We start from the raw sequence: 19382 nt of genomic DNA on the forward strand, positions 1-19382 counted from the left end.
GGTGGATCCTGTCCGACAGGGCCATGGGCTGCTCGGGGGTAGCCGGCGAGTGGTCGGAGCGCAGCGCGGGCGGCGTTTCGCCAGACCTTCTCGACTCGCACGGAGTGCCCCGCGAGGAGTTGACTCATGTCGTCGGTGCCGGAGGTGAAGACGGTTGCCTGAGCTCCCTGTGCGGCTTCACGTCCTGTGTCCGTCGGGAGGACGGTGGCGCCGACCGCGTCGGTTGCCGGCCTGTCTGTTCGATGCGACGTTCGGACGTGGTTCCGTCCTCGACGGGTCGACGGCTGCTTCCCGGATGCATGCTGGAGGGACCGGAGGGAGTCTTCCTCCCGAGGGGAGCCGGAGTGGACGAGGACACGGACCCTACAGAGGGCACCGGGGACGGGGCGGCGCCCCAGTTCCGGTTGGACGGGCGACTGCAGGACATGCAGGCCCAGATCACGCGAGTGCGTTCCGCCCGGGAGCGGGTGCACGGACTGCTGGAGGCGGTCCTGGCCGTCGGGACCGATCTGGACCTGGGTACGGTGCTGCGGCAGATCGTGCGGTCCGCAGTCACCCTGGTCGACGCCGAGTACGGGGCGCTGGGCGTACTGGGCGAGGAAGGCGGTCTCGAAGAGTTCGTCACGGACGGGATCGATGAGAAGGCCCTCGCCGGCATCGGGCACCCCCCGGAGGGCCGGGGCATCCTCGGACTGCTGATCCGTGAACCGCGCCCGCTGCGGCTTGCCGACCTCAACGAGCACCCGGAGGCCGTCGGTTTTCCGGCCGGGCATCCGCCGATGCGGACTTTCCTGGGTGTTCCCCTCCGGGTGCGCGAAGCGGTGTTCGGCAACCTGTACCTGACCGAGAAACGCGGTGGGGCCGAGTTCGACGCCGATGACGAGGCGGTGCTGGTGACGCTGGCCGCAGCGGCCGGGGTGGCGATCGACAACGCCCGGCTGTACGAAACGGCGCACCGCCGTGAACGCTGGCTGGCGGCCAGCGGCGAACTGACCCGCAGCCTGCTGTCCGGCACGGCCCCGGCCGAGGTCCTGGACATCTTCACCGACACCGTCCGGGAGATGGCCGACGCGCATCTGGTCGCCCTCGCCGTGCCCGTGTCCCGCAACGGCGACCTGGTCGTCGAAGCCGCCGCGGGCCAGGACGCCGACCGCGTACGCGGGCTGGTGCTGTCGGCCAGCACGTTGGCCGCGAAGGTCTACACCTCCGGCGAGACGATCACGGTCGGCGACTGGAATTCCGACCCTCGGACCGAACACGACACCGCCCTCATGCCGCTGGGGCCGGTCTTCCTGGTCCCGCTCGGCACCCCCGAACACGTGCGGGGCGTTCTGCTGGTCGGCGATCTCCCCGGTCGTTCCGCCTTCGCCGACGCGACCGTCGCCATGATCGCCGGATTCGCCAACCACGCCGCACTCACCCTGGAGATCGCCGAGCACCGCCGCGCCGCCGAACAGCTCCTGCTCCTCGGCGACCGTGACCGCATCGCCCGCGACCTGCGCGACCTGGCCATCCAGCGCCTGTTCGCCGGAGGACTGGCCCTGCAATCGGTCCTCGCGCAGGTCGCCGACCGCCCGCAGGCCGCAGAGGCCGTCCAAGGGGTCGTGGACGACCTCGACGGCATCATCGGGATCATCCGATCGACGATCTACGCCTTGGGGCAGCGTGACAGCGCCGGGCACACCCGCCTGCGGACGCGGCTGGTCGCCGAGACCGGCGAGGCCGCGGCGACCCTGGGTTTCACTCCCGCCCTGCGCATGACCGGCCTGTTGGACACCCTCGTCGCCGACGACATCGCCGACCAGTTGCTCGCCGTGCTCCGCGAAGCCCTCGCCGACGCCGCCCGGCACACCCACGCCACCGCCGTGGACGTCACGGTCGAGGCCACCGCCGCGCACCTGAGGCTGCGGGTCTGCGACAACGGCCGCGGCGTCGACCCGGCTCGCACCCGTCGCAGCGGACTGGCCGCCCTCCGCATCCGCGCCACGGAACTCGGTGGCACCCTCACCGTCGACCGGCACCGGCCCACCGGCACCACCCTCGACTGGACCGTCCCCCTGCCCGCGGACAAGGGCTGATCTCTCGCCTGTGCGGGGGCGGCCACGGTGGGGACCGTTCGGCCCAAGCGGTGCGCGTGCGCGTCGAGCGATGCTGGACACACGGCCGGTCCCGAGGCCCGTACGGCATCGGGTGCCCGGTGCCGGTGAACCGCGCTTCTCGCGACGGGACACGAGCACTCACAGAGTGCTCGCCCCTGGCGTCAGGTGCTCCGCCGACCCATTTCCGGGACCTCGCGCGAACGCCGTGGTCCTCGTCCCGAGGAGCCTTGTATGCAAGTCCTGATCGTTCTCATCGTCGTGGTCGGCCTTCTGGCCCTCGTGGCGCTCGCCATGGCCGTGAAGGTTGTCAAGCAGTACGAGAAAGGGGTGCTGTTCCGCTTCGGCCGACTGGTCGGAACACGCTCCCCGGGGCTGCGGTTCATCATCCCGTTCGTCGACGCCCTGCACCGGGTGTCGCTGCGGGTCGTCACGATGCCGATCCAGTCCCAGGGCATCATCACCAAGGACAACGTCAGCGTCGACGTCTCCGCGGTGGCCTACTTCCGCGTGGTCGACGCCGTGAAGTCGGTCATCGCGATCGAGAACGTGAACGCCGCGATCGACCAGATCGCCCAGACCACCCTGCGCAAGGTCGTCGGCCAGCACACCCTGGACGAGACCCTGTCCGAGACCGACCGCATCAACCTGGACATCCGCCAGATCCTCGACATCACCACCGCCGAATGGGGCGTGGAGGTCACCCTGGTCGAGCTCAAGGACATCCAGCTGCCCGAGTCCATGAAGCGCGCGATGGCCCGGCAGGCCGAGGCCGAGCGGGAGAAGCGGTCCAAGATCATCAACGCCGAGGGAGAGTCCCTGGCCGCTGCCGCCCTGGGGGACGCCTCCGACACGATGATGGCCCACCCGCTCGCCCTGCAACTGCGCAACCTGCAGAGCCTGGTCGAGATCGGCGTGGACAAGAACACCACCGTCGTCTTCCCGGCACCGCTGATGAGCACCATCGGAGAACTCGGCTCCTTCCTCACCCGCGAAGCGACCGCGGCCGCCGCCACGGTGCCGCCGGCTCCCGCACCCGTACCGGCCCTGGGGACTCCCGCCACGGTGCCGCCGTCCCCCACCGCCGTACCGGCCCTGGGCCTGACCGACTCCGCTCGCGTGCCGGCACCGAGTGGGGCGACCGAGACCAGGTGAGGTCCCCTGTGGCCGCGAGCCCGCGGTGACCCACGGCGCATGTCCGCCTGCCGGGTCACCGCAGGGTGATCTCCTGCCCTGTCCGCGCCCCGCCGCTCGCCGCCGGCCGACGGTCCGCATCACGGCGGGCCGTCGGCCGGCGTGGGGCGGGGCGCGGCAGTGCTGAAGCGGCCGGCCCGGCGCCGCAGGTGACGACGGTCGGCGTAGTGCCGGGGAACCGGAGGTGCCACTGCCACGGCCCCGTAGAAAAGCCGTTTGCCGATTTCGATGAGGACCAGGTAGGCGAGGACCATGCCGACCAGCGCGGCGAAGAACGCCCCGGGAAGCGGCTGGAAGCCCAGGGCGTGGGCGAGCGGGGTGGCCGGCAGCACCGTGCCGACCAGGACGACGCCGAGCGCGGCGAGAGTCAGCGGCAGGCTGGGGTGGCTGCGGAAGAACGGGACGCGCCGGGTACGGATGGCGAAGATCACCAGGGTCTGGGTGGCCAGCGACTCGACGAACCAGCCGGAGCGGAACTGGGCCGGCCCGGAGTGGAAGACCCAGAGCATGACGCCGAAGGTGAGGAAGTCGAACACCGAGCTGAGCGGCCCGAAGCAGATCATGAACCGGCGGATGAAGGCGATGTCCCAGTGCGAGGGCTTCCGCAGCTGTTCCTCGTCCACGTTGTCGGTGGGGATGGCGAGCTGACTGCTGTCGTAGAGAAGGTTGTTCAGCAGGATCTGTGAGGGGAGCATCGGCAGGAAGGACAGGAACAGCGAGGCGCCCGCGGCGGAGGCCATGTTGCCGAAGTTGCTGGACGTGCCCATCAGTACGTACTTGATGGTGTTGGCGAAGATCCTGCGGCCCTCGGCCACACCGTCCGCGAGGACGTCGAGGTCCTTCTCCAGCAGGATGACGTCGGCCGCGTCCTTGGCGACGTCGGTGGCCGAGTCGACGGAGATGCCCACGTCGGCGGCGTGCAGGGCCAGTGCGTCGTTGACTCCGTCGCCCAGGAACGCCACGCCGCCGCGGCTGAGCCGTTGGGCGTGCACGATGCGGGCCTTGGCCTCGGGACTCACCCGTGCGAAGACGGTGGTTCTGGTGATCGCTTCGGCCAGCTGAGCGTCGTCCAGCGCGTCGACCTCGCTGCCGGTCATCGCGCCCGCGTCGGTGAGCCCCAGGTCGTGGCAGACCTTGGCGGCGACCGCGGCGTTGTCGCCCGTGACGACCTTCACCGCGATTCCGAGGCCGGCGAGTCTGCGCAGCGCCGTGGCGGCGTCCGGCTTGGGCGGGTCGAGAAACACCAGCAGCCCGGCCAGGCTCAGCCCCCGCTCGCTGTCGGGTTCGACGGTCTGCGTTCCGGGGGCGACGGGCCGGGTGGCGACGGCAACCACCCGGTTCCCCGCGGCGAACTCCGCCGCCAGCGCCGCACGGGCTTCGGGCGGAACCTCGACGCAGCGGTCCAGGACGGTCTCCGGAGCACCCTTGGTGACCAGGCTCGAACGCCCGTCCCCGTCCCGCACGAGGACCGAGACCATGCGCCGTTCGTGATCGAAGGGCAGTACCGCGACCTGTGTGTACCCGTCCAGGGCGGCCCGCTCGCCCGCGGCGGCCGGAGACCGCCACAGGGCCTGGTCCAACGGGTTCCCGCCGACGTCCTGCGCGTCCCGCGCCGCGTTCTCGGTACTGAGCAGTCCCCACCGCACCACCGCCTCAAAGCCGTGGCCGTCGGCGGGGACGGCGCGCATGTACTCGATGCGGCCCATGGTGAGCGTGCCGGTCTTGTCGGTGAACAGGACATCGACGTCGCCCAGGTCCTCGATGCAGACCAGCCGCTTCACCAGCACCTTGCGCCGGCTCATCCGGCGCGACCCGGCGGCCAGGCTGGTCGAGACGACCGCGGGCAGCAGCTGCGGGGTGATCCCGACCGCGATGGCGAGCGAGAACAGCAGTGCGTCGATGACCGGCTTGTGCAGGACGACGTTGATCACGAAGATCGAGGTGGTCAGCGCGCCCGCGACGTAGACCAGCAGCAGCGAGAAGCGCCGCAGGCCGACCTGGAACTCGGTGTCGAGCGGGTGGGTGTCGAGCCCGGCGGCGATCTTCCCGAACTCGGTGTGCGCCCCGGTGGCCACCACCACCCCGCGGGCGGAACCGGTCCGGACGACCGTGCCCATGAGCGCGCACCCGGACAACTCGGCCAACGGGGTCCCGGCCGCGACCGCGGCGAGGTTCTTGTCCACCGGCAGCGACTCGCCGGTCAGCACCGACTCGTCGCACGCCAGACCGGTGACCCGCAGCAGCCGCAGGTCCGCCGGAACGATGTCGCCCAGCCGCAGTTCCACCACGTCACCGGGGACCAGCGCCGTGACGTCCACCAGGCTCGCCCGGCCGTCGCGCAGCGCCACGGCCTGGTGGTGGATCTGGGAGTGCAGCGCCTCGGCCGCCTGCTCGGCCCGGTACTCGTTGACGAAGCCCAGTCCGACGGACGCGGTCACGATCAGCCCGATGATCACCGCGTCGTTTCGCTCGCCCACCAGGAAAGACGCGACAGCAGCCGCCATCAGCAGTCCGAGCAGAGGAGAGCGCAGCTGATGCCACAGCACAGGGAACACCCGGGCGTGGTGTGTGGCGACCGCGTTGGGGCCGAACCGCGCCTGCCGTCGTACGACATCCTCGCCGCCGAGACCCTCGGCGGCGACGACACCGAGTTCACGCAGGACGTCGTCCCCCGACAAGGCCGCCGCCGACATCACCCCGGGCGCGAGCACGGACTCCTGCGCCGGAGCGGAGACGCTCACCCCGCCCCGCCTCCCGGGCAGGGCGCACCCTCCCGCACACCCTGGTACCGGCTGTTCTCACGATCCCGGCACTGCTGCCCGGCCATTACGCATCGCCGCCCTGGGGCCGTCACGCCCGGTGAGAACGCGGGGCCCGAGGACCCGGCGCGCTCCAGGGTTCCAGCATCGCATGCCCAGCGCGGCCTGACGCCCGGCGCGGCCTGACGCCCGGCACGTACCTTCGGCGGGCTCTGTGATGGCGTTCATCGTGCGATCCCGTTCGGGGCGGCTTCTGGCCGCCCGGGAACGGCGCCGCCGTGGTCGTGCGCCCGAAGAGCTCTCGGTACCTGTCAGGCTACTCCCGGCCGTGGCGCCCGGCGTGTTGCGCGGCCATCGCGCGGAGCGGCAGACAGCCATCGCGTCGGGACACGTCCGTACGGCGCACGACGGGTGGCGTGACCGCCCCGGCAGGTACGACCGCCGGCTCGTCGCTCCTCTGCCAAATCATCGGCGTGCCACGGGCTGCCCTTCGACAGAGAGGGTCAGCACGCAGGGGGCGACGGGGCCGGGCAGCCCGACGACCTCACCCATGTTCTGCCAGCCCCAGGACGAGAAGGCGGCTTGTCCTGCCCGGTCGGCAGGGTGCAGCAGGGTGACCCCGAGGGAAGAGCGCAGGTCTGTGAGTGAGCAGACGCTGCTGCAGGCGGCGGGCGATATCGCGGTGCTGAGCGTGCGGATGGGCCACGACCTGGGTGGCTGCTTCCGTCCGATGCCGTGGGTGTCCGTCATCGTCGGTCGATGCCGGCCGACCTCGCACGGCCAAGAGACGACCCGGCGATCGGCCGCTGTATAGGCCTGGCCGCTGCGCGCCGGCTCTTTCCAGTTGCCGTCGGGGTGTGCTCAGCGCTTTCTGGAAGAGCGGGTGGGGCCCGTTCTTCCAGGAGGAGCGCACCATGGTGCAACCGGTAAGCCGGCCAACGATCAGCGCTGTGCAGTTCAGTCGAGTGTGTGACGAGATCAGGAGCACGGCGGTGCCCGAGACGGACGCTCAGTCCATCCGGGACTGTGCTCTGCGCATTGTGCAGACCCTGGGCCTGGCGCTGTCCACGGATGATCTAAGCGGGCTCCTCGCCGGACTCATGGTCCCTGGTGCGGCCCCACCGCCGGGGAGCCCTCGGTACACCCGAGAGCCCATCCTGGACATGCCTGACGAACGGCCAGGAGAAGATGAAGGTCCGGTCAGGTAGGCCGGGCCGGCCAGGCGTTCTTGAGATCAACGATTTCGCAGGTCGCCTCTGCCGTTGCGTACGGGCATGAGACTCGCACCTTGTCGCCCTCCGGGACGAACTCGATCAGCTCGGCGTTCTCGGTGAAGCCGGCCGCCGAAGGCTCGCCCCGCTGCGCGTGTTCGAGCGCACCCTTCATCGACCACAGGAGGTCGAACACGGGCGTCCAGGACCACGGCGGGCTCAGCTCAGCCTCACCGGTCGTGGACGTAGGGCGTGGGAGAACGAGTGGGTCACCGGGGAGCCATCCACACGTCTGACATGGTGGGCTGGGCGCCTGGGCCGGAATGCTGGGCAGTGCGAGTACGGGTCAGCGTCTCCAGCGACGTTGCTCAGCTGTTCGGCGCCGGATCACGTACAGGTCGGTGATGGCAACGACGGTGGACGCTGCGCAGAGCGCGGCCAGCGCGATGAACACCAGCCGATCGGGGTGGGAGGTCGGGCCTGCTTTCCAGGCCAGCAGCGCGAAACCAGCGGCACCCAGCACGAACAGGGCTCCGAAGATGCGGGAGAGGAGGCGCCGGGCGGGCAGGTCGCTCTGTGCCCAGCGTGGCTCGTTGCCCGTGTGGCGCCAGCGGCGCGCAGCGGCCCGTGCCCGCCGGTCGGCCGCTCGTGCGTGCCAGCGCTGTGTCGCATGATGGCGGTGATGGTGTGGATAGGCCATCACTTCATCCCTTCCCCGAGGCGCCAGGTGGTCGGCCGCCTGCCTCTTGCTCGACTGGTGGCCGGGTCACCTGTGGGCTGCGCCCTGGTTGTGCCTGGTTGTGGTGTTGCAGGTCAAAGACGGTGGCACGGATGTCCTTGATGACGGTGTCGAGGTGGCTGACGGCCTCCAGTGCCTGTTGCTGGTCGCCGGGTGCGGTGCCGGCCACCTTGTTGAGGGCGAGGCTGACGGTGAAGATCTCCTCGATTCGATGACCCGGTCGCGCAGACCTTGAGCGATGCGTTCGTGGTCCTCGACGCGGGCGAGGAGTTCGGCATTGGCGCGCTGCACGGCCAGGTGCCGGCCATGATCGGATGGACGGTGAGGTCATCGATCCGCAGCGGCTGCCGGCCGTTGGCGAGCTGCCGCAGTACGCCTTCGTTCTCGGGCCCGCAGCGCTTGATGCCCTCGGAGGTTGCAGGACCGGTGCCCATCTGGAGGAACTCGGCCAGATCACCGGTCGCATGGAAGACGGCGAGGCCGCCGTACCGGGCGTGCTGCAGGGCGCAGGCTGTGGTCAACAGGTGGTCCAGCCCGCCGGGCGAGGTGACGTCGGCGGTGATGGCGAGGACAGCACGCAGCAGATCCCGTAGCCGACCCTGAGTGCGCAGTACCTCGCCGGCGCGGTCGAGCAGGTCCTGTACGGCGCGGTCCAGCTCCAGCCGCGCGGGATCGGGGAAGCGCAGCATCTGGGGAATGTCATCGGCCGGGCCGGAGTCTGACACGCCCGGACCAGTCGGGAACGGTCCCATCGGGTCCTCGGAGAGATCGGCAAACTCTTCACTATATAGGCGTCAAGTCATGATTACCCATTTTCTGTCTCTCCGATGCTCGGCGTCACTCCTGTCGCGACGACGCCGGGCCGAGGTGGCCGGCCACCGCCGAGTGGGCCGCCGGTCAGGGGAAACGTACGGCCGGTGACCTCGGCCAAGGCGATGTGCACCAGCACCTCCCCGGAGACCGGCGCCCATGCCGACCGGGACCGGGGCAGGCGTTCACAGTGGTACGAGTCGGAGACGACGAAGGAGTTCCACGCCCGGCTCCGGGCGAAGGTCCGCGAGGAGCTGGGGCGGGACGCCGAGCCGACGGCCGGGGTGATCGACTCGCAGTCCGTCAAGGCGGATGCAGCCGCGGACGAGCGCTTCCTCGCAATCGCCGGGCACAGCCTGCGCGTCGTTGAAATCGCGTGCATTCCCCATGACCGCCTGGGTGAGCACGCTGCGAAGGCCCCGACCCGTGAACTGCCCGTGTGGCTCGCGCGCCCTGGGCATCCTGAACCCGGAACTGCGACTGCTGAGGCACCAGTTGGGCCGGGATCTCGACGCCACAAGCGCCAAGGCGGAGCAGCTCCTCGGGTGGCGGGCACGTCCCATCGAGGACACCATCGCGGAAACCGCCGAGAGCCTCCTCGCCCACGGCATCGGGGGATGACCATCTGCTGACCGACCGATGCGCCGGCCTTGCGCGCGGATCGGGTGGGGCCTGGCGAGGCCCGTGCACCACAGCGTGCCCCCGGCAGGATTCGAACCTGCGACACCCGCTTCAGGAGGCTTCAGGAGTGGGATCGAATCCTTGCCGGGTGGTACCCGGCGCTGCCGCGCGGTGCTGTTTTCCCTGGTCGGAACGGCACGGCGAGCCACTTGATCCGGCTCATGCTGCCCTGTGTCGGGCCGTCCGCTCACGCATCGCTCACGCGCTGCCGACTGCTGAACAGGGCGTGGTCAGAGTTGGCCGAGGTCGATCTCCACCGGGAAGGGGGCCGCTACCTTGAGGACGCCGGTGAACACGTCTCCCTCCCGGTAGGTCTTCGTCGCGGGGTCGAGAACGTAGGTGTACACGAGAGGAACGCCTGTCGCGGCTTGCTCAATCCGCCAGTAGAAGCCGATGCCTGCTTTGGCGTACTGGTCGACCTTCACGATCCGGTCGGTGGTCTCCGAGCCTGGCGACACCACCTCCGCGACCAGCAGCACGTGCTCAGGGCGGGTGGGGGTGATGTCGATCGTGTCTGCGCGGTACACGACGACGTCCGGGCGGCGATTGGTGAGCGGGACGTCCTGAAGCCGGACGTCGAAGTCCGTGTCGGCGTTCCACTCCGGGCCCGCGGCGGCATCCAGGGCGTTCGCCAGAATCCGCGCCAGCCGGTTGTGCCGCTTGGACGCGCTCGGACTCACGACGACCATCCCGTCCACGATCTCGATGCCGGCGCACTGTTCCTCGGACCAGGACTCGTACTCCTCCGCCGTGATCTGCTCATGCATCCACGCCGGGGCCACCATCTCGGCCGTCATGAAGCACCTCCCGGACACTGTGCTGCGGGCCCGATCCCGCTGGACTCAGCGTACTGTCCGCCATCCGTCCGGCACGCTGATCTCGCTCACGTCACTCCCCGGCAGCGAACTCACGACAAGTGAGGGCCAGGCCGGCCTGCGGAAGCGGTCGGCAGCTGTGCCTTCGGCGAGGGACGTACGAGGCGTTCAACTCGCCGCTCCGGGACCCCGCTGATCGCCGGGGCATGGAGTTCACCCCGTGCGGGCCATGCTGGCGGAGGCGCCCGGCAACGTCGTCGTGCTGTATCGGGTGGGTGGCGAGGCCCCCCTCCGCGAGGCGCCGTGGAGGTAGTTCCTCCGGTCCAGGTGCACCCCCGGTTGACCACCGTGCGCCGTCCCTGGTGACCCTTGCGGTTGTCTGCGCAAGACCCCTCGGTCACAGTTATTTCAGATGGAGTTCTTGTCTGGACAGCGATTGGAGGCGGCTATGGCTCGTACGAGCGTTCTTGCCCGTGCTGAGAAGGTCGAACCGAATCCCTCGCATCAGTGTGCGCTCGCCGCGACTGCCCGATTGGTGCCAGAGCAGGTTCAGGTTCTGGTGCGTACCTCGGACGGCGGCGAACTGGCGCTGCCACGGGAACTGGTCCGCATTCTCCTTGCCTCCGCCGGCGAGCTGGCCCGCGGACATGCAGTCACGGTCCTGGCCTCCGAGGTTCAGCTGTCGCCTGCTGAGACTGCTGAGCTTCTGGGCCTGTCTCGACCCTTCGTCACCCGCCTGCTTGACGCCGGCGACATCCCGTCGATGAACCTGCCCGGAAGTAGTCACCGTGTGGTGCGCCTTGCCGATGTGCTGGCGTTCCAGCAGCGGCGTGAGCGCCGCAGGGAGGGGCGGCGGCAGATCGCCGACGTGTTGGACGACGCCGACTCGGCCAGTTGATTCGGATCTCACCGCCAGCGGTGAAGCAGAGGGGGAAGCGTGGCGCCGTGGGTCTTCGTGGACACCAATGTCTAGTTTTCGTTCTCGGTGATGGACGTGATGCTGGCTCCCACGGAGGACTCCGTCCACGAGATCGTGTGGTCCGAGCGACTCCTCGCGGAGTGGGAGCGGGTCATCGTCCGGGAGGGTAGGCGTTCAGCGGAGTCGGCTGCCGCGGTTGGCCGCGCCGTTCGACGCTTCTTCGCTGACTGTGAGATCACGGCGGCGTCCTATGGGCATCTTGTAGATGAGATGCCGGGCGATGACCCCGACGACCGGCACCATGCGGCGGCAGCGGTGGCTGCCGGTGCCGCCGCGCTGGTCACCTGGAACCTTGCCGACTTCCCTGCGGGTGACTTGGCTGAGCGCGGAGTGCGGGTGAACGACCCGGATTCGTACGTGTGCGGGCTGTATGGCGATGTGCCGGATGAGGTGGCGGACACGGTGGTCAGGCTTGCCGGAGAGAAGCGCAACCCGCCCGTCGCGATCGCTGATGCCATCGCCCGACTCGCGAAGGCCGGCCTGCCAGGCTTCGCCGGCCTCCTGGCGCGGCATCTCGGGCACTGAGCCCAGCTGCTGCGATGGCGGCTCGCGAGCGGACGACGGGAATCGAATGCTCACGCAAACGGCCCCGGACGGGGAGTCCGAGGCCGAATAGAACGCCTCCCTGCGAGAGAAACCCCAGGTCAGCCGTGTAATGCGCTGCGCCGTGCCCCCGGCAGGATTCGAACCTGCGACACCCGCTTTAGGAGTTTTCTCTGGGCGGGGCCGTGACCTGCGGGAACGTCGGCTACAGGGTGCTTGGCCTGCGAAAACACCCCTCGACGGTTCTCGCATTTTCACGGGATTTCCCGGCCTGATGTGTGCTGAATCCGTTCTGGATGCGCGGACTCTCCATAGAGACAGCCACCGGCATGCGGGGCGAACTGCTTGGAATCCACGCTGCGCACGATGCGGCTTTGTCCGGCGCTCCTCAGGAGCAGGCAGTCTGAAGCGTGCCAGGAGTGAAGTGCGATCATGTCGCGGTGACGGCAGGATCTGCAGCGCGGTTCGTGGCGGCCCCGGTGCTAACCCTGGGGCTGCTGCTCACCGGCTGTGTCTCCGGGCAGCCGCAGTCTGCAAAGCCGGTGGAAGACGCGGTGCGGCGGATCACGGCACCGCAGGGCCGGTACTTCGGGGTGAGCACCCGGCAAGCCCCCTGGTCCCGGGCGGAGACGGCCGCGGTGGCCCGGAAGGCGGGGAGCGCGCCGAACCTGCTGGAGTACTTCGTCAAGTGGACGGAGGGTTTCCGTCCGGCTGCGGTAAGGGCGTCGTACGCGCAGGGGGCGGTGCCGCTGCTGACCTGGGAGCCGTGGTCCGGCTCCAGCGCGGGGACACGGCAGCCGCGGTACGCGCTGGCGCAGATCGCCGGGGGCGGCTTCGACGCCTACGTGACGCGCTTCGCGAAGGCGGTACGCGCGCAGGGGCGACCGGTCGTGATCCGCTTCGCGCATGAGATGAACGGCACGTGGTTCCCGTGGTCGGAGCAGCGCAACGGCAACCACAGGGGCGACTACGTGAAAGCCTGGCGGCATGTCCACAACCTCTTCGCCCGCGTCGGAGCGGGCAACGTCGTCTGGCTGTGGAGTCCGAACGTGGTGCGGGACGCGCCCGCGGTGTCCCTGCGCGAGCTGTACCCCGGGGACGCGTACGTCGACCTGGTGGGGATGACGGGTTATCAGGACGACGAGTCCACGGCGGATGCGGTGTTCGACGCGACACTCGCCCGGCTGCGCGGGCTGACCGGCCGCCCGGTGGTGATCGCGGAGACCGGGGCCCGGCCGGGCCGGAAGAAGGCAGCCTGGATAGCCGCCTTCTTTCGTTGGTTCGCCGCGCATCGGGAGGTGATCGGCTTCGTGTGGTTCGAGCGCAGCCGTGCCGACGGCGGTCACCAGGACTGGCGCTTCAGCCAGACCCCGGGGACCACCCGTGCCTTCGCCGGCGGGCTGGCCACCGTACGACTGACGAGGATCAGCCGGTCGTAGTGGTGGCGGAGGCCGTCAGTGTCCCCGGCGTCGACACGTCAGCCACCCCGGTCAGGTCGATGTCCGCGAGCCCGTGCCGGAACGCCTTGAGCGTCGCCGTGTTCTCGGTGAAGCGCCAGTCCGCGCCGCCGCCCTGTTCCCGGTCGCGTTCGAACCAGATGAAGCCGATGACGTCGTCCTGCTCGCTCTTTCCGAGCCAGTCGAAGAAGTCGCTGATCCACGCGGCCTTCGACGCGCCGGGTTGCGCGCCGGCCTCGGTGATGACGATGGGGTGGTCGGTGAGCTTGCGCAGCTTCTTCAGCGTCGGGTCGAAGACGGCGGCCGCGGTCTTCTCGTGCACGGCGTAGCCGACCGTGCCGATCCAGTCGGTGTAGTCGTCGCCGGGATACAACTCGGCCAGGCTCACCTTGGGCACCGGGCGCAGGATGTTGGGGCTCCACAGCCAGATGACGTTGTCGGCGCCGGCCTGTTCGAAGAGGTCGTGGACGTGCCGCCAGGCCTTCACGTAGTCGCCCTTGTGGTTGCCGCTGCGCCGCTCCGACCAGGGGTACCAGGCGCCGTTCATCTCGTGGGCGAAGCGGATCACCACGGGCCACTTGTGGCCGGCGACGGCTTTCGCGAAGCGAGTGACGTACGCGTCGTACGTGCCGTCGGCGATCTTCGAGAGGGCGTACTTCGGCTGGTTGGTGCCTTCCTTGCGGCCGGCCCAGGGCTGCCAGGAGATCACCGGAAGCATGCCCTGCCGGTAGGAGGCGTCGACGGCGGTGGGGTCGAAGTCCTCGTTCCAGTTGACGAAGTACTCGGACATGGTCGGCCGCTGCCCGGCCGCCTTGGCCAGGGTGTCGGTCTTCTTGAACGACCAGGGGATCTGGGTGCTGCTGAGCCCGAAGTACTTGCCTTCGGGAGCGGTGAAGGAAGCTTTCTTCGGGACGGTGGTGCGGGTGGCGGACGCCCCGGACGTGAGCCGGTCCTTGATGCCGGGCTCGGCCGCGGGGACACCGAGGCCCTGGTACACCGGGTCGGAGCTGGAGTTGGCGAGGAGGTAGACGCCGTAGCTGAGGAGCGACAGGACGACGACGTTGACGGCCATCCACAGCCGCAGCCGGACACCGCTGCCGCGGTTCCACCAGTGCAGGCGCTTGGCGTGAGCCCGGCCGGGGGGTGCGTCTGCGCTAGACACTCATCATCACCGATCCGAAGAGCAGGGCGGCGCCCAGCAGGTAGGGGACCACGACGAGCGGGCTGCGGGTGCGTTCGCCGGCGAAGCTGTCGGCGCGGGTTCCCCAGCTAGCGTTGTGGGCCATGCGGAAGAAGCCAAGGAGGCGTACCGGGAGCAGGAGCAGCGTGTTGATGATCATGAAGACCGGCAGGAAGAACATGTCCTTGGGCCGGTAGGCGAAGTGGCGGCCGAAGCGGATGGCCATGGAGATCAGGGACATGAGGGCGGCCAGGCCGAGGACGAACACCAGCGCGTGCCAAGGGGTCTGAGGCAGCGGCAGCTGGTTGTAGATGCCGGGCTTGTCGCGCCGCCAGGCTGCGACGGCCCAGGACGCGAAGGTGCCGAGCAGGACGAAGGGCACCAGGATATCGGCGATGTAGAACAGCCAGAGCATCTTCGCGTGGCGCAGCATCCACCAGAACATCCGCAGGGTGTTGTACTGCGAGCCGCGCGCCCAGCGGTACTGCTGCTTGGCGAGCTTGCGCAGCTCCAGCGGGGCGTCGGTGTAGACGAGCGAGGTGGACTGGTAGACGCTCTTGTACCCGGCCTTGAGGGTGTAGTTGGTCAGCGTCCGGTCGTCGCTGACCTCCAGGAAGACGCCGAGGAACTTCTCGCTGAGGAAGTCCTCCATGCAGTTCTCCAGGATGCTCCGACGGAAGGCGATGGTCCGGCCGGGCAGGCAGCCCACCGTGCCGACCACACTCATCGCGGGCATCGAGTAGTGGCAGCGGACGCTCTCCAGCCAGTCGGCCCAGCGGGTGAGTACCGAACGCCCGGGGTCGAGGATCCGCTGCCGGGTGGTGACACCGCCGACCTCGGGATCGCGGAAGGGTTTCACCAGTTCGGCCAGGGTGTCCGTGGTCCAGATGGTGTCCGAGTCGACGAGTACGGCGATCTCGCCGGTCGCCTCCTCCAGGCCGACGCGCAGCGCGTTGCGCTTGCCGGGTATCTCGGTCCAGCGCCAGTCGACGCCCATGTCGGTGCAGATGTCCTCCAGAACCGGGTTGCGTCGGCCGTTGATGACGACGATGACCTCGGTCGGCTGTTGCTCGGTTATTCGCTGGAGTACGGAACGGAAAAGGTCTTCCGGCTCGTCAACGACGGGAATGATGACAGAGGTCGTCGTCTGCCAGGGTCGCTTCCACGGTTTGTAGCGGCGGGCCAGCAGAATGCGGATGATCCAGAGGGACCAGACCATGGTCATGAAAACAGCGAACGGGTAGACGACCCCGTTGTTCCGCCATTCTCTCAATTCCAGCAAATACGCAAGCATGACCTTCCCTGGGCCGTGGAATCGGAGATTCAGGCACGGAAGGTCGTCTGTCGGCGGGCTGTGCCGACTGCTCCGTCGGGCCTGCACGGCCCCGGTCGCCCTCCTACCCCTGCTGCTGGCGACCTCGACGCTGATTTTCGCCAACTGGCCGGAAACTAGCAGGAGTTACAGTGTGCTAAATCATGAAAAACACCTCAAATCGTCACATCAAGATCGTCTGTTATTCAACAGAGATGTGAAAGATGTGTGAGGGTTACACGTTGAAGGCGTGATGGATCACGTCCGTGTGACGTTTGCGTGACATGGGTGGGCGCGGTCGATTCGCTCTCTTCCCCGGGTTATGGTTCCGCTCTCCACAGACCTCCAAAGGGGTCACTGAGCACCATGTGCGGAAGGCGATTCAGTGTCTGCCCGTGTGACAGTCATCGGCACCGGATATCTCGGTGCCACGCATGCTGCCTGTATGGCAGAAATAGGCCACGAGGTTCTCGGGCTCGACGTCGACCCGGACAAGATCGCCGCATTGCGGTCCGGCAGGGTCCCTTTCTATGAACCCGGTCTGGAAGAGCTTCTGGCCAAACACGTGGCCACCGGGCGGCTGCGCTTCACCACCTCTTACGAGGAAGTCGCCGAATTCGGCGAAGTCCACTTCTCCTGCGTCGGTACCCCGCAGTCGCCCGGTGGCAACGCGGCGGACCTGCGCTACGTCGACGCCGTCATCGAGTACCTGGCCCCGCTTCTGGCCGGCCGGAACGCGCTCGTGGTCGGCAAGTCCACCGTCCCGGTCGGCACCGCCGAGCGACTGGCGGCGATGCTGCCCGAGGACGCCGAACTCGCCTGGAACCCCGAGTTCCTCCGGGAGGGCTTCGCCGTCGAGGACACCCTCCGGCCGGACCGGCTGGTCTTCGGCGTGCGGTCGACGGCGGCGGAGGCGCGCCTGTGCGCGGTCTACGCCCCCGTCATCTCGAACGGAACTCCGGTCGTCGTCACCGACTTCCCGACGGCGGAGCTGGTGAAGACCTCGGCCAACGCCTTCCTGGCCACCAAGATCTCCTTCATCAATGCCATGGCCGAGGTCTGCGAGGCCGCCGGCGCCGACGTCACCCTCCTCGCCGAGGCCCTGTCCCACGACACCCGCATCGGCGGCCGCTTCCTGCGCGCCGGAGTCGGATTCGGCGGAGGTTGCCTGCCCAAGGACATCCGCGCCTTCATGGCCCGAGCGGGAGAGCTGGGCGTGGACCAGGCACTGACCTTCCTCCGCGAGGTCGACCACATCAACATGCGCCGCCGCAGCCGGGTCGTGGACCTGGCACGCGAAGCGGCCGGGGGCAGCTTCCTCGGCCGTCGGATCGCCGTCCTGGGCGCTGCATTCAAGCCCGACTCCGACGACATACGGGACTCCCCGGCCCTCAACGTGGCCGCGCAGATACAACTCCAGGGCGGCAATGTGAGCGTCTACGACCCCAAGGCCATGGACAACGCTCGCAAGGCGTTCCCGACCCTGGCCTACGCGACCTCCGCCGAGGACGCCCTGTGCCAGGCCGATGTCGTCCTCCACCTCACCGAGTGGCAGGAGTTCCGAGACCTGGACCCCGCCGTACTGCGGGACATGGTGGCGCGGCCGTACATCATCGACGGCCGCAACGCCCTGGACGGCGGACGGTGGCGCGCGGCGGGATGGACGTACCGTGCGCTCGGCCGGCCCTGAAAGCAGCCGACGCGCCACATGAGCGCGCCGACCAGAACGGTCCCGGGGCGCTCATCCCCCTCCCGCGTCCCGGGGCTTCTCCTCCGACCTGGCCAAGGCCACGAAGCGCACCGCCCACGAGGCGGCCCCTTTGGGAACGGGCTGTGGCCGACCGTGCAGGCAACCATCCGCCCGAGGCCGGTGACGGCTGGCTCTGCCCGATGTCCTTGTACCCCCACGACTTGTAGAGCGCGTGAACCTTCCCGTCCCCGGCAGCCGAGTTGACCATGAGCGTCACGTACGGCTCGTCGCGGGCGGCGAGGAGGGCGTCGTGGATGCGGCGGGCGGTGCCGGTCTTCCGCCAGGCTGGCCGGACGCCGATCTCCTTCAGGGCCACCGCCGGGCGCTCGGTGTACTTCTCCGCAGGCATCGGGCTGGTGCGCTGCCAGTAGCGGTCGCCGTGCTCGATGGTGTTGCCGTAGGCGTAGCCGACTGGATGTCCGTCTGCGTACGCGAGGACGGCCGTGAATCCCGGCTCGGTGCTGTGTCGGTCAAGGCGCTCGCCGAACGCGGTGACCGCGTAGTTTGGCAGGTGGAGGAGCGGGGCGCGCACGTCGGCGTACACATCGAGGAGGTCGCCGCGGGCGGTGTCGAGAGTCGTGAACGTGCGCAGTTCGATGGCAGGCGCCGGCCGTGGACCCTGGAGGAGACCTTGGCCTTCCTGGAAGCCGCAGCGGCCGGCGTTGCCCCACGGGTCATCATGGAGATCCTGGGACATAGCCAGATCAGCATCACGATGGACGTGTATACGCACGTCGTGCACGACACCCGGCGGGAGGCGATCAGCCACATGGACCGGCTGCTCAAACGCCGACGGCCCGCCGCCTGACAGACTGTTGGCGAGTCGTCGCATAGTTGGGGGCGGGATGCTCATAGGTCTGGTGCTACTGCTGGTATTGGCCATCAGTTGGGCTGTGCTCGGGATGCACGCGTTGCTACTCGGACGGATGCCTGGCCGACGCCTTCCCCGGCTGGTGCGACAGCCCCGGCTGTGGGGTACCGGGGCCCTGCTCATGCTGGTGAGCTGGAATGTCCGCTCCCCGTCGCTTCTCGCGGTCGGCGTCGGGTTCGTCGCTTTGGGACACGTTATGAAGCCTGGGCGTTGATCGGCCTACTGCCACGTAGAGGCGACTGCCGTCAAAGCCTGCCGTCAAAACGGCCCGGACCATGATCGGTCCGGGCCGTTTTGCCTGGTGCCCCCGGCAGGATTCGGACCTGCGACACCCGCTTTAGGAGAGTCCCTATAGTCTTCCCCGTCCGTGATGATCTTCCTCGGGATTCGTCGTTCCTTCTGGTCAGCGCAGTCCGACCTTGCGTTGTCGTTCGATCGTTCCCCGCCTTTACCCGACCTTCCGTTCCCATGAGGTTCCCATTGAGGACTCCACGAGCCCGTAGGAAGGAGGGCTGGGGAGTCGGTCGAGACCGGCTGCAGTCGTCGAAGCGGTGAGCACCCAGACCCCTTGGGGCCGACAAAGACCCCGTTCCCGTCACTTGGGGTCGTGGGTTCGCGGGCCGTCTGTGCGGGCCGTGGATGGCCGGGCACCGCGTACAAGACCCCGGTGGCCAACGGCCGTGGCGCTTTCCGCGAGCCTGGCACTCGGCCTCGCGGGGGCATCGTCCCAGGAGGCGCACGCGCAAAATCCGTGCGGCACCAATGGAACCTTCACCGGTGGACCCCCCACCTGCACGTACACCACCACCGGGGAAGACACCTTCACCGTTCCCTCCGGGGTGACCAGCATCCATGTGGTCACCGACGGCGCCAACGGCATCACCACGGATCAGCAGCGGAAGCTCCGGAGCACAGGTGACCGCGGACATCCCGGTCACGCCCGGCAGCACCCTGTATGTCGAGGTCGGGGTGGCAGGTGGCACGG

Annotated in this window: 14 protein-coding genes, 1 tRNA gene and 3 pseudogenes; 9 read left to right on the forward strand and 9 right to left on the reverse strand. The window is 68.8% G+C overall.

The genetic code is table 11. The features are described from left to right. Positions 1 to 425: 425 nt before the first annotated feature. Together EDD90_RS31580 and EDD90_RS31585 are read left to right on the forward strand one after the other, a co-directional pair. The gene (locus tag EDD90_RS31580) at positions 426 to 2078 is read left to right on the forward strand and encodes a GAF domain-containing protein (protein WP_398928645.1); all 1653 of its coding nucleotides are present in this window, start codon (positions 426 to 428) and stop codon (positions 2076 to 2078) included. 252 nt (positions 2079 to 2330) lie between these two features. Further along, positions 2331 to 3251: a slipin family protein gene (locus EDD90_RS31585; RefSeq protein ID WP_123976302.1), complete on the forward strand. Its 921-nt coding sequence runs from the start codon at positions 2331 to 2333 to the stop codon at positions 3249 to 3251. Positions 3252 to 3370: 119 nt separating this feature from the next. On the opposite strand, the gene mgtA is transcribed toward EDD90_RS31585, so the two are convergent. The 4 genes from mgtA to EDD90_RS57740 all read right to left on the reverse strand — a co-directional run bounded on the left by mgtA (position 3371) and on the right by EDD90_RS57740 (position 7960). Then, the gene (gene mgtA, locus EDD90_RS31590) at positions 3371 to 6031 is read right to left on the reverse strand and encodes a magnesium-translocating P-type ATPase (protein WP_260328222.1); all 2661 of its coding nucleotides are present in this window, start codon (positions 6029 to 6031) and stop codon (positions 3371 to 3373) included. 483 nt (positions 6032 to 6514) lie between these two features. After that, positions 6515 to 6799, reverse strand: coding sequence for a hypothetical protein (locus EDD90_RS31595; RefSeq protein WP_260328223.1), 285 nt, complete (start codon positions 6797 to 6799; stop codon positions 6515 to 6517). A gap of 450 nt (positions 6800 to 7249) precedes the next feature. After that, on the reverse strand, positions 7250 to 7456 hold the full coding sequence (locus tag EDD90_RS31600) for a hypothetical protein (protein WP_123976303.1): 207 nt from the start codon (positions 7454 to 7456) through the stop codon (positions 7250 to 7252). A 150-nt stretch (positions 7457 to 7606) separates the two neighbouring features. Next, positions 7607 to 7960: a hypothetical protein gene (locus tag EDD90_RS57740; protein WP_260328224.1), complete on the reverse strand. Its 354-nt coding sequence runs from the start codon at positions 7958 to 7960 to the stop codon at positions 7607 to 7609. Between the two features lie 353 nt (positions 7961 to 8313). On the opposite strand from EDD90_RS57740, the gene EDD90_RS31610 reads away from it, so the two are divergent. Together EDD90_RS31610 and EDD90_RS59120 are read left to right on the forward strand one after the other, a co-directional pair. Continuing rightward, complete coding sequence (locus EDD90_RS31610; protein WP_123976304.1) at positions 8314 to 8592, forward strand: hypothetical protein; 279 nt, start codon at positions 8314 to 8316, stop codon at positions 8590 to 8592. Between the two features lie 531 nt (positions 8593 to 9123). Next, positions 9124 to 9430: pseudogene (locus EDD90_RS59120) on the forward strand (aldehyde reductase); the annotation flags it as partial. Between the two features lie 290 nt (positions 9431 to 9720). Here the strand turns inward: EDD90_RS59120 and EDD90_RS31620 are convergent. Further along, positions 9721 to 10287, reverse strand: a complete 567-nt coding sequence (locus EDD90_RS31620) for a Uma2 family endonuclease (RefSeq protein WP_123976305.1) — start codon at positions 10285 to 10287, stop codon at positions 9721 to 9723. A 466-nt stretch (positions 10288 to 10753) separates the two neighbouring features. Here EDD90_RS31620 and EDD90_RS31625 point away from each other — a divergent pair, with 466 nt between their 5' ends. After that, positions 10754 to 11203, forward strand: coding sequence for a helix-turn-helix domain-containing protein (locus tag EDD90_RS31625; RefSeq protein WP_123976306.1), 450 nt, complete (start codon positions 10754 to 10756; stop codon positions 11201 to 11203). A gap of 90 nt (positions 11204 to 11293) precedes the next feature. Then, positions 11294 to 11809 carry a PIN domain-containing protein gene (locus EDD90_RS31630; protein WP_123976307.1) on the forward strand — a complete coding sequence of 172 codons (516 nt, stop codon included), beginning with the start codon at positions 11294 to 11296 and terminating at the stop codon, positions 11807 to 11809. Between the two features lie 143 nt (positions 11810 to 11952). Here EDD90_RS31630 and EDD90_RS55735 read toward each other — a convergent pair. After that, a tRNA-OTHER gene (locus EDD90_RS55735) sits at positions 11953 to 12043 on the reverse strand. Between the two features lie 224 nt (positions 12044 to 12267). On the opposite strand from EDD90_RS55735, the gene EDD90_RS31635 reads away from it, so the two are divergent. Then, positions 12268 to 13266, forward strand: a complete 999-nt coding sequence (locus EDD90_RS31635) for a glycoside hydrolase family 26 protein (protein WP_123976308.1) — start codon at positions 12268 to 12270, stop codon at positions 13264 to 13266. Here the strand turns inward: EDD90_RS31635 and EDD90_RS31640 are convergent. Both EDD90_RS31640 and EDD90_RS31645 read right to left on the reverse strand, forming a co-directional pair. Beyond that, positions 13253 to 14446 (reverse strand): glycoside hydrolase family 26 protein, encoded by a 1194-nt coding sequence (locus EDD90_RS31640; protein ID WP_123976309.1) that lies wholly within the window; start codon positions 14444 to 14446, stop codon positions 13253 to 13255. The genes EDD90_RS31635 and EDD90_RS31640 overlap by 14 nt on opposite strands. Next, positions 14439 to 15758, reverse strand: a complete 1320-nt coding sequence (locus EDD90_RS31645; RefSeq protein WP_123976310.1) for a glycosyltransferase family 2 protein — start codon at positions 15756 to 15758, stop codon at positions 14439 to 14441. Before EDD90_RS31645 ends, EDD90_RS31640 begins: the two co-directional genes overlap by 8 nt. 403 nt (positions 15759 to 16161) lie before the next feature. Here EDD90_RS31645 and EDD90_RS31650 point away from each other — a divergent pair, with 403 nt between their 5' ends. Continuing rightward, the gene (locus EDD90_RS31650; protein ID WP_123976311.1) at positions 16162 to 17466 is read left to right on the forward strand and encodes a UDP-glucose/GDP-mannose dehydrogenase family protein; all 1305 of its coding nucleotides are present in this window, start codon (positions 16162 to 16164) and stop codon (positions 17464 to 17466) included. Between the two features lie 172 nt (positions 17467 to 17638). Here the strand turns inward: EDD90_RS31650 and EDD90_RS31655 are convergent. Further along, positions 17639 to 18124 (reverse strand): annotated as a pseudogene (locus EDD90_RS31655) (GNAT family N-acetyltransferase); the annotation flags it as partial. Between the two features lie 54 nt (positions 18125 to 18178). On the opposite strand from EDD90_RS31655, the pseudogene EDD90_RS31660 reads away from it, so the two are divergent. Then, a pseudogene (locus tag EDD90_RS31660) lies at positions 18179 to 18334 on the forward strand (site-specific integrase); the annotation flags it as partial. Positions 18335 to 19382 lie beyond the last annotated feature (1048 nt).

This window comes from Streptomyces sp. Ag109_O5-1, from assembly GCF_003814875.1.
Classification (GTDB): domain Bacteria; phylum Actinomycetota; class Actinomycetes; order Streptomycetales; family Streptomycetaceae; genus Streptomyces; species Streptomyces sasae.